This window comes from Candidatus Micrarchaeia archaeon, from assembly GCA_041653315.1.
In the GTDB taxonomy this organism is placed as follows: Archaea; Micrarchaeota; Micrarchaeia; order Anstonellales; family JAHKLY01; genus JAHKLY01.
In genome coordinates this window covers 1-13,868 of record JBAZFO010000001.1, presented here as the reverse complement: position 1 = coordinate 13,868, position 13,868 = coordinate 1, and the positions used below count along the sequence as shown (strand labels likewise).

The window sequence follows — 13,868 nt, the reverse complement described above, 5'->3', positions numbered from 1 at the left end:
ATACATCCTCTGAAGTTTTAAATCTTTTTATCTGACAAAGAGAAATAAAATTTACATATACTTAAAAACTTTAGTAAATATATTTTTGTATGGATACTAAAGAGAAGACAATAACAGGGGAAAAAGAGTATATTAAAGAATTTTATTTTGAAAATTATGATACACTTCCACGTTTTATTTCTTATTTTAATCAGATATTTTTTACTAAACAATTAGAAGGTGTTAAAAAAATCCTAGAGATAGGAATAGGAAATAAATTGGTTTTTGATTATTTAAAACGAGAAGGGTTTGATATAAAATCTTGTGATTTTAATAGAAATTTATACCCAGATATCCTTGCAGATATAAGGGAATTACCTTTAAAAGAGAATTCTTTTGATTTAATTCTTGCTTGTGAAATTTTGGAACATATACCTTGGTTTGATGTTGATAAGGCATTATCTGAATTATCAAGAGTTTCTAAAAAATATGTAATTATAGCTATTCCATTTTCAACAATTTATCTAAGTTTTAATATAAAATTTCCTAGATTAGAAAAAATTTTTAAAAAATCTTTTCTTGGTTTTTGTGTATATCTTCCACTTTTTAAAAAGTCTCCAAATACAAAAGAACATTATTGGGAAATGGGACTAAGAGATTATCCAAAATCAAAGGTACTATCTACAATTAAAAAACATTTTATAATTTTAGAGGAATATAGAAATTCGTTAAATCCATACCATTATTTTTTTATTTTGGAAAAAAAGGTGCAACAATGAAAAAAATATGTTTAATTGCGGGTACAAGACCAAATTTTATGAAAATTGCACCATTAATTAATGAAGTTAAAAAGCATAGAGATATTAAATATATTTTAATTCACACAGGTCAGCACAGTGATATTGAGATGTCTGATTATTTTTTTAAAGATTTAGATATTCCAAAACCAACGATAAATCTTAATATTAGTAATGGGAATCAAACAAACAAAATTTGGAAATTTTTTGGTTTTTTAAAGGAATTTCCTAGATTAATACTGTTTTATATTAAAACAAAACCAGATGTGGTTGTAGTTGTTGGGGATGTTACATCTACTTTGTATTGTGCTTTAGTAGCAAAACTTGTTGGTATCAAAGTTGCTCATGTTGAAGCGGGATTAAGAAGTAATAATAAAAAAATGCCAGAAGAATTTAATAGAGTATATACTGATAAAATATCTGATTTTCTCTTTGTTACAGAAGAAGATGCGTTGGTAAATCTTAAAAAAGAAGGAATACAACAAAACAAAATCTTTTTTGTTGGTAATATAATGATTGATTCATTAGTTCTTAAACTTTCAGAAGCAAAAAAAAGTAAAATTTTAGAAAATCTCAATTTAAATAAAAAAGAATACTGTGTTTTAACATTACATAGAGTTGAAAACATTGAAAATAAAGAGGTTCTTAAAAATTTATTAGAAAGTATTAAAGAAGTTCAAAACCATATTAAAATTGTATGGTCTCTTCACCCAAGAACAAAATTCCAACTAGAAAAATTTGGTTTTATAAGATATACTGAATTACCAGGGATTATTTTAACAAAATCATTAGGTTATCTAGATTTTTTATGTTTAGTATATAATTCTAAATTTGTATTAACTGATTCTGGGGGTATACAAGAAGAAACAACGTATTTAAGTATACCTTGTTTAACAATGCGCACAGAAACAGAAAGACCGATTACAATCAAGATCGGAACAAACACAATGGTTTATTTAGATAAAAATAAAATTATTGAAGAGTCTATAAAAATAATAAATGGAAATATAAAAAAAGGAACAATACCAAGATATTGGGAAGGAAAAACTAGTAGAAGAATTATCAACGTATTAAAGAGTATTTAATTTGCCATAACAAAAATCTCTTTTATAATTTAATTAAAGACCATTATGTGTTTATTTATTTTATTAATTTAGTAGATTATTGTTTTATTTTTTCAAAAGATATTAAATATCCACTAAATAAAATTGGTAATCCAATGTATCCTGTTTCCCAAAATCTAAAATCCCCAAAATCTAAACGATAACGTATTTTTATTGTTTTATATTTTTGTAAATTAAAATAAAAAGGAAGACCTGTGTTATTACATAATATTAACTCAAGAGAGTTAGGGGGGTAGGGGCGTATATGGTCTGGAGTTAAATAAAATTTTTGATTAAATAAGGGAGAACGGATTGTCAAAATACCACCAATTTTTAAAATTCTGTCAAATTCGCTTAAACAGATACTTAATTCTTTTGGAGTTAGATGTTCAATAACATGAGAACAGTGAACACCATCAAAACTTTTATCTTTATAAGGTAATTTTAAACAGCTACCTTTTTTTATATTAAATCCCCGTTCTCTTCCATATTCTGGTTTTATGTCGATACCTTCTATTCTCTTTGGATCTAAAGAAATAAATTCACAATTTCCAGTCCCTACATCTAGTATTTTTCCGCAATTATTAAACAAATTAAAGGCTACTTTATCTTCTTTTTCTATAATAATTTTTTTTCTTATTTTTTTTATATATTCTATTATTCCCATTTAATCACCATTTATTTTTTTATTCTTTTTATCATCCCAAATATTAGTTTTTTTTCAATATTATTAATACCTATCACAAAATATAAAAGCGCAACATATAAAATCAAATATGGTGCGATTATTTTTATTAAATATATAAAGCCAGATAATAAATCATTAGGTAATTCCCATGTTGCCTGTGCATAGCGCGCATAGGAAAATAACACAAGCGCGCTTAATATAGCAATTAAAAAGATTTTAGGAACTGATTCATGCGGTCTTACCTTTGCGCGCTTATAGCCGTAGTAGATAAATAAACTTTGAGAAATTATATATGTTGCTGAACTTGCTACTGCTGCGCCTAGAACACCATAAATTGGTATTAAAATTATATTAAGCGCTAAATTTGGTATAACAATAATTAAAGATGAAGCCATAAAAATATCTGAGCGCCCAATAGCCCATAAAGCGTCTCTATATGGTGCGCCAACTAAGGTCATAAAAAATGTAGGCCCCATTATCCATAATAACCAATGATAAGATTCATATTGAGGAAAAACAATATGCATTATTTGATATGATAAAATAGTAAATACAATAAGAACAGGCAAACCTAAAATTAAAGCCCATTTTCCATAGTATCGTGCTAAATCTAAAAAATTTTCTTCTGATTTTTCTCCTTTTCCATGTAAATTTGCAAACATAGGTTGTATGATTTGAGATAAAGGCATTGAAACTACAGGACCAATATTTCTCGCAATTAATGCAATTGCATTATATGCAGCGACTATTGGACTTGTTAAATAAAATCCCAATGTTAAAGTATCTGTCCAATTACTTAAATATGTGCCTAGGGAAGAGATATACATAGGGATTCCATAAGAAAAAATTCCTTTCATTTCTTTATTTTCAATTTTTTCGCCTTTTGGAAATTTATTATATTGCATAATTGCCCAAATTCCAATTATTATTGTACTTAATGCTGTTGAAAGTGTTATAGAAATAAAAGAATTATATGCATTTTTTGATATTAAAAATATTAAAGTAAATAATACAATAAATTGAATAATATTTTTAAAAGAAGCAATCAAAGCAAATGAAACAAAATGTTTTATTCCTCTTAAAAATCCACAGAAAAAATCAAAAAACATCATAAAAGGCGTAGTAATTGCTACTAAAATAATTAATGAATTTAAAGCAGGTTCCCCATATAAATCTGCGATTTGTTGAGAAAAAACTATTAAACCAAAACAAATAATTAGAGAAATAATTAAAAGATAAATACCCAATTTTTTGAATAAAGGTGCAACTAACTCTTCTTTGTTCTTTCCTAAATATAATGGAATAAATCTATTGATACTTATAGGAATGCCAATTCCTGATATTACATGAGAGAATCCAAATATTGCAAACCCTATAAAAAATATTCCAGCTTCTTCTGGAGGAAGTAATCTTAAGATTAAAAAATAAAATAAAATACCTAATATTTTTGTTAATGAACTTGAAATAACATTTATAATTCCGCCTTTAGCTGCTGTTTTAGCTACATCTAATTTTTCTTCTTCATCTTGAACCATATAAATTCTTCCTTTAAATTAATAATGCAATTACTGCAAATATAATTTCTATAAATATTAGTGTTAAAGTTAAATGTGTTTCTTTCATTCCTCCAGAAATTCTTAAAAGTAAATCTGCTAAACCTCTTGTTTTTCCAGAAGGAGCATATAATTTTCCATCTGACGAATTATAAACAGCAAATGATTTAGGAAATCTATTTTTAGCTTTAATAAACCAATCAATAATATAAGGAATCATTAAAATAAACCCAATTTTTTCAAAATTTCCTATTATTACAACTACAGCTAATGTTCCACCAATCATTAAATTAAGAACATCACCAGGAAATGCTTTTGCTGGATACCAATTAAATTTAAGAAAAGCAATTAAAGCACCTAACATTGCAATTGAAATAAATAATGATTCTACTTCATTATTCATAAATGCAATATATGAAGAAGTTAAAAATATCACAATTCCCATTCCTACTTCATTTCCATTAAATCCTGCTAACATATTTGTTAAATTAGAAGCAACTGCAACCCCTAAAGGAATTAAAGCAATTAAATAAATTATGCCAAAATCCATAGGCCCAAAAAATGGTACATCCATTATTGTATAACCTGCACTTATAGCAATCAAAGGAATTGAAGCAAATAAAGGAAGTAAAGCTTTAATTAATTGTCTCATTTCAAATAAATCATCAAAAATTCCCATCAAATTAATTAATAAAATTGTTACTAATCCTGCTAATGTTATTGTTAAATTTATTGAAGTATGAAAAAATGTTCTTAATCCAATAGCTAATACAATTGCAGCTGCAACCCCAATAACAACAGCAAAACCCCCCATATTCGCGACTTTTTCATTTCCTGATTTATGCATGTCTTTTCCTACAATACCTGCATCAATCTCTTTATTAATAATACTGGGAGAAACAAGTAAAGTAATTATAAATGCAGTTAAAAAAACTGCTAATAAAGCAAATAACATAAATAACATAGAAATATTAATATTTTAAAACCTTACATAAAAAAAGATAATTTATTGATGTTAACAACAGTGTGCTTTCCCGCCGGATGGCAGTACAGGCAGCACCGTGAGAGAGCTTAACTTCTGTGTTCGGTAAGGGAACAGGTGTTTCCCCTCTCCTATGATCGTTAACATACTTTTAATACCCACATCTCTTTAAATAACTTTCGGTTATGTTAAATACTCATGAAATTTAAACAGAAATTATTTTTATTAGCTTTAGCTACCTCATTACCATTTAGTAGTTTAGATTCATCTATTTTTCAAAAAAAAAGTATTTCTGAATCTCGAGGTTTTATTGATATTCCTCTTCCTAAAGTGGAAGAAAAATTACAAGAAAAAGAACTAACAGAAGAAGAGATTTTAGATGATTTTTTATATTTTAATAAATATCATGAAGCAGGAGTAATTGTTTTAAATCTTTTAGAAAAAGGAAATAACAAGAAATATTCTAGGAAGGAATTAAATGATATGTTTTGGAAAAGAATTATGGAATATTTAAAAGTAGATGAAGAAAGCAGGCAAGATTTATTAGAAAGATATAATCAAGCTTTTCCAAAGAAAGAGTAAAATATAACAAATATTTAAAAACCTCTCATTCGTATTAGAAACTATAATTTATGTTCATAAGAGGTGAATTTTAATGTCATTTATAATGAGACCTAGTAATTTTGCATATGCATGTATGGCAATTGGATTATTAGGTGCAGTTGGGGCAGTTATGTCTGGTGGAATGATTGGTTTTTTTGCAGCTGCATTGGCTGGTGCTGGTGCGATAGGAGCTTTAATACTTTATAAATATGGATATTTTATTGTTCCATTATTAACTAAATTTTCAAAAATTATTTTGATAACTGATTCTGGATATGAGGTTCCACCAAGTCAAGATGTAATAATAAAAAAAGTAGGGAATGAATATTATGGGACTAAATTTTTAGGAGTTAGAATTTATGAATCAGCAGCAGAGAAATCTTTAGAAGAAAATGTTATTTATTCAAATTATTTTGAAAGAGCGATTTCATCAGTTAAATTTGTAACTAAATTTTGTATGATGGTTTATGTTAAGGATATGGGAGATTACAGAATGAAAATAGAAACTAAAAAAGCAGAATCACAATTAAAACTTTCAAGAGAAAGAGAAAAACCAGAACCAGATATTTTGAAATTAGATAGATATGAACGAGAAGTTGCAATGTGGACTTCTGAAATAGAAAAATTAGCAAGAGGATTTAAACCAATGGCGACTGTTTCATATGTAATGACAACTGCATCTGGTGTGAGTAAAGAAGCAGCAAAAGCAGCTGTTTCAGCACAAGCAAGTGAATTAAAAGCAACTATTTCAAATGCTTTAAATTGTGAAGTAGAAGAATTAACTGGAGATGAAATGCTTAGATGTGTTGAATGGGAATACATGCTTCCTCCAAGTGTTCAAGAATTAAGGGAGCAAATTTAATTAGGTGTTGTAATAATGGGAAGATTAAAATTAACAGACGTTTCAAATGTTACATTAAGTAAAAGAAACATTTTTGTTAGACCTCCAGAGCCCCCAGCAGAATTTTTAATGAATGATCCAGGAAATTCAATTTTTGTTGGCAAAACTAAGATATTTCATATACCATTTAGCTGGTCTTTTGCTAAACTTACAAATCCACATATGGCAGTTGTTGGAATAACTGGTTCGGGAAAATCTTATTTTATAAAAACATTTTTAACTCGTGCTTCATTTGTATGGAATACAAATGCGTTAATTATTGATTGGGCTGGAGAATATAAAGATTGGGTAAAACAAACTGGCGGAACAGTAATTGCGTTAGGAAAAGGAGCGTCAATAAATTTATTAGATCTAGGTGGAATGAGGCCTAATGATAGAGTAAAACAAATTATAAGAACATTAGGAATTTTAACAGATATTGAATCTTATCCAGAGCAAAAACGATTGACAGAAATGGCAATTGAAAAAGCATATAAACAAGCTGATTTTAAGATGGATAATAAAATTCAAAGAGATAATTTAGGAAAACCACTAATTCCACCAACTTTAAAAGATGTTCAAAGACTTTTGGAAAAACAATTAAAAAGTGGAACATATGAATTTCCAGCAGAATTAGAAAATGCTATTTATAGAATTAAAAAATTCACTAGGCAAGGTGATGATTATTTTTCTACTCAAAGTACAATTGATTTAGATGATTTAACTACATCTGGTCTTGTTGGGTTGGATTTATCTGGATTGCCTGATGAAGTTTTTAGGGCATTAGCTGCTTTATCTATCTTACAATTTCTTAAGGAAAAAATGAGAGCAACAGGATGGAGTGATGTAAAAGGAATAAGATTATTAGTTGTTTTAGATGAAGCATGGAAAATTGCGAAAGAAGAAACAAGTGACGCAGTTATGATTGTAAGGGAAGGTAGAAAATATAATTTTGGTTTAATAGTTGCTTCTCAGCATCCAATTGATATAAGTGAATCTATTTTTTCTAATGTTGGGTCAACATTTATTTTTAGAGTAAAATTTGAGAGATATCTAGATTTTCTGCAGAATACTTTGAATTTCAGTGATTATATAAGAAATGAAATTAGAGGATTTGGTGTTGGTCAATGTGCAGTTAATTTAATACCTTATCAAGCAGTAAGATTTTCTGAAAATTTCTTAGTAGATAAAGTATTAGGAGAAGATCCAATTTCTGAATATTTCTTAGATTTAAAAAATGTGCTTACTGAAGCGCAAATGAGGGATGAAAATATGGCTAGAACTGTTTCGTTTGAAAAAGAAGCGTTAAGAAAGAAGATGAGAGCTTATGGTCTTGAAGAATTGCAAATCGAAGACATAAGTAGGTTATTTGAACAAAAAAATAGACATATTGATATTATATCTTTTGTTATTTTGTTAGAAAGATATGGATTAGCAAGAAGAAATATTACTTCTTTCTTAAAAGATTTGGGATTGAATGATAGTACAATTATAAATGTTTTTTCAAAAGCAGATTTCAAGAAACTTGGCATTGGTGAAAGTGAAATAATGCAGGTAATTTTAGAGGAATAGAGGTGAATTTATGAAAGGAATTTGTTTAATTTGTGAAAAAGAAAAAGAAGGATCAAAAATAAAAGAAGGTCATGTTATTAAAATAATAAGAAAAATAAAAACTTTTTTTGGAATTTCAAGAGGCAATACGTTAGTTATATGTAGCTCTTGTTTAGAAGAATATACTAAAAGAAGAAATGGATTTGAAAAAACTATGCTTATTTGGACAGTTATAGGTATTATATTAGCTCTTTTATTAATTGTGCCTTCCATTTTAGTTGGGGGAGATATATTTTATATCTTGAGAAGTATTGGTCTGTCAATTCTATTAATAATTGTGTTATTAGCATTAGTTGGGATAGTAAGATATATCCCAAAGTTAGAAGAAGATAGTCCTAAGAAAAAAACAATAATTAAAAAAAATTTAAAAAATAAAAAAAAGAAAAAAAGGTGAGTAGATGATTTTAGGAGATAAAAAGAAAAAAGTACTGCCTGCAAAAGAAGAAAAAATTTTAAAAGAAGCAACAGTTGATGGATTTGAAATCAATGGGAAGTTTAAAGGTAATAAAAAGTCTTTTTTCGATAGTTTATCTCAGCTTACTTTCTTACAAATTGCAGAAAGAAATGAAGGGTTAGTAGCTATAAACGTTGAAAGTAGAGATATTAAAAAAAATCCATATCTTTTTTCTGTAATTTATTTTGATAAAAATTCAATAAAAGTTTTATACAGTTGTATTGTTGGAATGAGCCCTAAAAAAAGAAGATTAGATGTTCTTAGTTATTTCTTAAATATAATCACTTTAATAGGAGAGAATTATTTAATAGATATCAAAGAATTATATCAATTACTTCAAGATGCAATCAAAAATATGTCTGAATATGTAACTTTAGATTATGAAAAAATGTATGCGGAACACGATTTTCTCAAGAACGAAAAAGAAAACTTAAAAAAAGAAAATATCACTTTAAGAGAATCCAATGATTTATTATCTAGAGAAAATTATGAATTAAAAACAAAAATAGAGGATTTAGAGATAAAACTACAGAAATATGAGACTATTTCAGATGATGTATTAGCTGTTAGATTACAAGAATGGATTTCAGAGCATTTAGGAAAAATTGATATAACAGAATTTTCTAGAGTTTATGAAGTTCCAGAAAGTAGAGTTGAATTATTATTGAATAAAATGATTATGAAAGGATTTTTAGAACCAAGGGATTAATATGGTTAATAAAAAAAAGACAGAAGATTCAGATGCAACCAAAAATTCTAAATTTAAAAAGGATCATTTTGTCTTTAATATAAGAAAGAAATTTAGTAATTCAAAACATTTATCTGTTAAAAAGAAATACGAAAAAGATTCAAACAATAGTTTTTCTTTTTTAAAAAGTAAAAAAACAGAAGGAGTTAAATCTACAATTATCTCAAAAAAGATTATTTTTATTGGTTTATTTATTTTAATTTTAGCAGCCATAATATTTGTTGTTTTATCTTCTTCTTCACAAACCCAACAAAAAGAAAAAGAGCCAGTAAATCCTTACTTACATTTTTCTATTTATGAAAAAAATACAGATATTGTTAGTTATGGACAGAATGAATTGGTTGCTTATTTTATAATTGATTATCAAATAGAGAATGCAAATTCACTTAAAGCAAAAATAGATGTTTATAGAGATTTAGATTCAAAAACAGTTTATTTATTAAAATCTGAGAAGTATGAACCAAGATCTTCAGAATTTGAAAATTTTAAAGAAGCTTTAAGGGATAAGTTAATAAAAGAAGGATATACTTTTAATGAAAAAACGAAAGAAGAATTGTTTAATCTTCCAGAGTCATCAATAATATTAATTCCAACTGGACATATACCAAGGGATTTGATAATTGGAGATAAAACACTAATTGATTTAATTGAAAAAAAGAATGTTATTATATATATTGGATATCCATTTAATCAAGCATTAGATTATGATGGAACTCTTATTTCAATTGAGGACCAAAATACACTTAATTTTAATTTTATTCTTAATGAAGCGCTTAAACAAGGAGATAAGTTAGTTTCTTCTGGTTTGAATCTGCAAAGCCCAAGATATAAAGTTACTTACCAAAGAGTAGAGTCAGATATTCTTTTTGGAGCAGTTTCCTCATTTAAAATTGGAGAAGGATTTATTTTATTTATTCCTCAATATCTAGATGATGGTTGGGTTAATGGAACCTTAGCTGCAGAAGACATTACTAAAATTATATCACAAAGTTCTTGGCATAAACCAATAACTTCTAAGGAAATAAATTTATCTACAAATAGTGATACTATCTCTTTATTTTCAAATCCATTTAAAGAAAACGCCAATTATGTTAAAATTAAATTCATTGCGGAGGGAGAGAATGAGGGGTTAACAAATCAAGTAGAAGTATCTAAAATATCTAAATCAACCTTAGGAACCATATCAGTAGATACTTGGCCTATCCATTCTTATAAAATAACAAAAAATAATATATTCATGTTATTTACTTTTAAAGAACAAGACAAAGTTAATATAAATCCAAATATGTTAATCTATTCTGGAAATACTCTTTTAAAATCTGAAAATTTAGGATCAACATTTAGTGATATTGTTATTTCAAGGTCATTTTCTCCTGATTTTGAACCTGGTAATTATTTAATTACAATTGAAGAGGGAAAGACATATGCAAAATATCTTTTAGATATTAAAGATATAAAAATAGATGAAGTTTTAAGATCAGATTTTAATAAAGGTAATTTTAAATTTAGGATAGTTGATGAGAATGGCAATCAAGTAAGATATGATAGTGTAAAAGTAAGTATAAATGGAAAGGAAGTTGGGGTATTTAATAAAGGAGAAGAAATAGCATTAACTAATTATCAAGGTCTTCCAAATGGGGAAAATACTTTTACTTTTGATTTTGGTGAGGGAGTATTAAAAGAGATTAAAATTAAAAATAATGCTACAAATCCATTTATGCAGATAATTGAAAACCCATTAAATCTTTCATTATTAATAATAACCATTATTGCAGTAATTATTGCTTTTTATGTTAAAAGGCCTGAAAAACAAATGTTTTCTTTAGATATTCCAGATTTTCCACCTGTTTCTTCAACAAAAGTAACTATGAAAGAAAAAGATGTTTTGGATATATTTGAAAAAGTTAATAAAAATTATTCATGGAATTTTATGCCTTTATCTTTGGAAGAATTAAAAACTGGATTTTCAAAAATTTCAATACGCGGCAGAAATATAATCATTGGAGAATATAATCTTGAATTATTATTAGATAAATTAATTGTTAGGGGACTTGTAAAAGAAAGGCATCATTATTATATATTGAGTTCTTGGGAAAAAGAATCTGGAAATGAGCTCGAACATTTAGTAATGTTTAGAAGATTAAGAAATATATTTTTAGAAAATGTGATTTCATTTACAGATTTAAACAAGTCAAAAGATTGTGATGTTTTTATTGAAGTTAGTGGTGAAAAAGTGTATCTTCATATATTTTCAGATAAAAATATTATTTTTAAAGCATTGAAAACAGTAATTAAAGGACAAACAATAATTTTATTTGATTCTAAAAATCAAATGAAAGAATTTGAAAATGATCTTGCCTCTTCAAATCCAAGTATAGTGTCATTTAAATTAGAATTAAGTAATGGCAATATATTTTTGTATACATTAGAAGATTTAGTTAAATTTATAAAAATTGCAAAAGCAAGATAAAATTATTTTTTTAATAATTCCTTATATAAATTAAGCATTTTTTCTGCCATTTTTTCTTTTGAATACTCTTCGGCTATTTTTCTTGAATCTTTCAATGGTTTTTTAAATTTTAAAGCTTTTTCAAATGATAAAGCAAATGATTTTGGAGTATCATTAAATAAATATCCATTTTTTCCAGAGACTATCATGGGTTCTACTGCAGAGTTTTTAATCCCAATAATTGGTGCACCACAAGCCATTGCTTCCAAGGCAACTAATCCTTGTGTATCGAATTTAGAAGGGAACATATAAACATCTGCCATCGAATAAAGTTCTGGAAGATCTTTTTGTTTTATCATTCCTAGAAATAAGAATAGATGTTCTACTCTTTTTTCTTTAACTCTTTTAATATAATATTCTTTAGCTGGTCCACCCCCAGCAAAAACAAATTTGACATTTGGGATATTTTTTTCAATCAGTTTAGCAGAATCAATTATTAGATTAATATTTTTTTCTTTAACTAATCTTCCGACATGAAATCCAATTATGTTTTTTTCTAACTTTAATTTTTTCTTTATTTTTGATGGGTTTTTATAATTAAATATTTGAGTATTAATACCATTTGGGTATGTTTCTGCGTCTATCCCATTTTTTTTGAGAATTTGTTTCATATAATTGCTTGGGGTAGTTGTTTTGTTAAATAATTTATAATACCATTTGCAATATTTCCAAATTGTTTTTTTTGTTATCCCTTCAATTATTTTTTTATCACTAATATAATGGGTTGCATCAGAAACCATTGTATGATATGTAGCTACACTTGGAATTCCTAAGGTTTTAGCAATTATTCCTGCTGCTAATCCCATTGTTGCTAATGCATGGGAATGAATTATATCTATTTTTAATTTTTTAATTTTTGTAATAGAAGTGAATGGAAATAATGCTATTTTATAATCTGGATATGGTTTGAATTCTGTGCTTGTACAATAAAATACTCTTGGATTTTTATTTTTTTTCTTATCTTCTTTAGTTCCTGGACAAAATATATATACCTCATGTCCTTTTTTTTCAAATTCTTCTCTATATGATTCAATTGCAAAAACAACCCCATCTACATTTGGTAAATATGTATCTGTAAAAAAGGCTATTTTCATATTAATGTCAACCCCCATAAAATGATTATAATAGTTGTTATTAATATAAATGGCAAGGCAATTTTTGCTATAGCAACAATTGCATTAATAGTTGAAATCAATTCTGAAGTGTGCATTGTTCCAAATACATTAATACTAAATGGAATTTTTACCATATCTCCATTTACTTTTTCTAAATTATTTTCTGCTTTTTTTATCATATTTTTTATTAAGGGAGTTATTTTTTCTACTTCTATATTTGTAATTGGATTTAATACCCCCCGTACATTATTTATTTCATGGGTATCTGTAGTTATTATTTCAATAATTGTATTTTTTCTTTTTAAATTATTTAATAAAGTATCTCTAGCATTCGGAGTTATTCCATTACTATCTAATATAATTAATATCATTGTTTTTTTTGCTTTTATGACAGCTATTTTTATTCCTGCCTTACCAATATTGTTTATATTAATTTCTTCTTGTGCAGTGCCAATATTTAATTCCTGTTTAATCTCTTTTTTTGAAAAGCACTGTTCTATTAGACTTGCAAATTCATTATAATAAGGGCTTCCAGATATTACATATTCTACTTTTCCAGTTTCAGAATTATGCTCATCAAAAATAATCGCATTTTTAGTGAATTGTTCTGCTTTATTTATTAAAGATAATCCAATACTATATTCGATATCTTCTGTTGTTTCTGGTGCCCTGCTTAATCCAATAAATGCATTATTTTCTATTTCTATTGAATGACAAATACAACTTTTATAAGAGCAGTATTTTAATTGAGCTTTTACTGGTTTTAGTTTCATGTTGTTTATTCCATTTTTTATTGCATTTATTATTTTAGAAAGTTCATCTGATGCAACTGGATTAAAATCATGG

13 protein-coding genes and 1 rRNA gene are annotated in these 13,868 nt (G+C 26.6%); 8 read left to right on the top strand and 6 right to left on the bottom strand.

The window, feature by feature from the left end; translation table 11 throughout:
• The first annotated feature begins 89 nt into the window (after positions 1 to 89).
• Positions 90 to 758, top strand: coding sequence for a class I SAM-dependent methyltransferase (locus WC356_00070; protein MFA5381540.1), 669 nt, complete (start codon positions 90 to 92; stop codon positions 756 to 758).
• Positions 755 to 1,861: a UDP-N-acetylglucosamine 2-epimerase (non-hydrolyzing) gene (gene wecB, locus WC356_00065; protein MFA5381539.1), complete on the top strand. Its 1,107-nt coding sequence runs from the start codon at positions 755 to 757 to the stop codon at positions 1,859 to 1,861. Before WC356_00070 ends, wecB begins: the two co-directional genes overlap by 4 nt.
• 76 nt (positions 1,862 to 1,937) lie before the next feature.
• On the opposite strand, the gene WC356_00060 is transcribed toward wecB, so the two are convergent.
• The 4 genes from WC356_00060 to rrf form a co-directional block, all read right to left on the bottom strand.
• The gene (locus WC356_00060) at positions 1,938 to 2,546 is read right to left on the bottom strand and encodes a class I SAM-dependent methyltransferase (protein ID MFA5381538.1); all 609 of its coding nucleotides are present in this window, start codon (positions 2,544 to 2,546) and stop codon (positions 1,938 to 1,940) included.
• 11 nt (positions 2,547 to 2,557) lie between these two features.
• Positions 2,558 to 4,102 (bottom strand): oligosaccharide flippase family protein, encoded by a 1,545-nt coding sequence (locus tag WC356_00055; protein MFA5381537.1) that lies wholly within the window; start codon positions 4,100 to 4,102, stop codon positions 2,558 to 2,560.
• A gap of 13 nt (positions 4,103 to 4,115) precedes the next feature.
• Positions 4,116 to 5,075 (bottom strand): glycosyltransferase 4 family protein, encoded by a 960-nt coding sequence (locus tag WC356_00050; protein MFA5381536.1) that lies wholly within the window; start codon positions 5,073 to 5,075, stop codon positions 4,116 to 4,118.
• Positions 5,076 to 5,133: 58 nt separating this feature from the next.
• A 5S ribosomal RNA gene (gene rrf, locus WC356_00045) occupies positions 5,134 to 5,247 on the bottom strand.
• Between the two features lie 53 nt (positions 5,248 to 5,300).
• Here rrf and WC356_00040 point away from each other — a divergent pair.
• The 6 genes from WC356_00040 to WC356_00015 all read left to right on the top strand — a co-directional run bounded on the left by WC356_00040 (position 5,301) and on the right by WC356_00015 (position 11,868).
• Positions 5,301 to 5,684 (top strand): hypothetical protein, encoded by a 384-nt coding sequence (locus WC356_00040; GenBank protein MFA5381535.1) that lies wholly within the window; start codon positions 5,301 to 5,303, stop codon positions 5,682 to 5,684.
• Positions 5,685 to 5,757: 73 nt separating this feature from the next.
• The gene (locus WC356_00035; GenBank protein ID MFA5381534.1) at positions 5,758 to 6,567 is read left to right on the top strand and encodes a hypothetical protein; all 810 of its coding nucleotides are present in this window, start codon (positions 5,758 to 5,760) and stop codon (positions 6,565 to 6,567) included.
• A gap of 15 nt (positions 6,568 to 6,582) precedes the next feature.
• The gene (locus WC356_00030) at positions 6,583 to 8,157 is read left to right on the top strand and encodes an ATP-binding protein (GenBank protein ID MFA5381533.1); all 1,575 of its coding nucleotides are present in this window, start codon (positions 6,583 to 6,585) and stop codon (positions 8,155 to 8,157) included.
• Between the two features lie 10 nt (positions 8,158 to 8,167).
• Entirely contained in the window at positions 8,168 to 8,590 is a 423-nt protein-coding gene (locus WC356_00025; GenBank protein MFA5381532.1) for a hypothetical protein, read from the top strand.
• Positions 8,591 to 8,594: 4 nt separating this feature from the next.
• A complete protein-coding gene (locus WC356_00020) occupies positions 8,595 to 9,359 on the top strand; it encodes a hypothetical protein (GenBank protein MFA5381531.1) in 765 nt (254 codons plus the stop codon).
• Position 9,360: 1 nt separating this feature from the next.
• On the top strand, positions 9,361 to 11,868 hold the full coding sequence (locus WC356_00015) for a hypothetical protein (protein MFA5381530.1): 2,508 nt from the start codon (positions 9,361 to 9,363) through the stop codon (positions 11,866 to 11,868).
• Positions 11,869 to 11,870: 2 nt separating this feature from the next.
• Here the strand turns inward: WC356_00015 and WC356_00010 are convergent, their stop codons facing one another.
• On the bottom strand, positions 11,871 to 13,001 hold the full coding sequence (locus WC356_00010; protein ID MFA5381529.1) for a glycosyltransferase: 1,131 nt from the start codon (positions 12,999 to 13,001) through the stop codon (positions 11,871 to 11,873).
• Positions 12,998 to 13,868: DUF2070 family protein (locus tag WC356_00005; GenBank protein MFA5381528.1), on the bottom strand; the 871-nt coding region annotated here is incomplete at its 5' end. The genes WC356_00005 and WC356_00010, both read right to left, overlap by 4 nt.

Bases quoted from the DNA above. Each gene is read 5' to 3' on its own strand.
- WC356_00070 (MFA5381540.1), top strand. From the start codon at position 90: ATGGATACTAAAGAGAAGACAATAACAGGGGAAAAAGAGTATATTAAA.
- wecB (MFA5381539.1), top strand. From the start codon at position 755: ATGAAAAAAATATGTTTAATTGCGGGTACAAGACCAAATTTTATGAAA.
- WC356_00060 (MFA5381538.1), bottom strand. From the start codon at position 2,546: ATGGGAATAATAGAATATATAAAAAAAATAAGAAAAAAAATTATTATA.
- WC356_00055 (MFA5381537.1), bottom strand. From the start codon at position 4,102: ATGGTTCAAGATGAAGAAGAAAAATTAGATGTAGCTAAAACAGCAGCT.
- WC356_00050 (MFA5381536.1), bottom strand. From the start codon at position 5,075: ATGTTATTTGCTTTATTAGCAGTTTTTTTAACTGCATTTATAATTACT.
- WC356_00040 (MFA5381535.1), top strand. From the start codon at position 5,301: ATGAAATTTAAACAGAAATTATTTTTATTAGCTTTAGCTACCTCATTA.
- WC356_00035 (MFA5381534.1), top strand. From the start codon at position 5,758: ATGTCATTTATAATGAGACCTAGTAATTTTGCATATGCATGTATGGCA.
- WC356_00030 (MFA5381533.1), top strand. From the start codon at position 6,583: ATGGGAAGATTAAAATTAACAGACGTTTCAAATGTTACATTAAGTAAA.
- WC356_00025 (MFA5381532.1), top strand. From the start codon at position 8,168: ATGAAAGGAATTTGTTTAATTTGTGAAAAAGAAAAAGAAGGATCAAAA.
- WC356_00020 (MFA5381531.1), top strand. From the start codon at position 8,595: ATGATTTTAGGAGATAAAAAGAAAAAAGTACTGCCTGCAAAAGAAGAA.
- WC356_00015 (MFA5381530.1), top strand. From the start codon at position 9,361: ATGGTTAATAAAAAAAAGACAGAAGATTCAGATGCAACCAAAAATTCT.
- WC356_00010 (MFA5381529.1), bottom strand. From the start codon at position 13,001: ATGAAAATAGCCTTTTTTACAGATACATATTTACCAAATGTAGATGGG.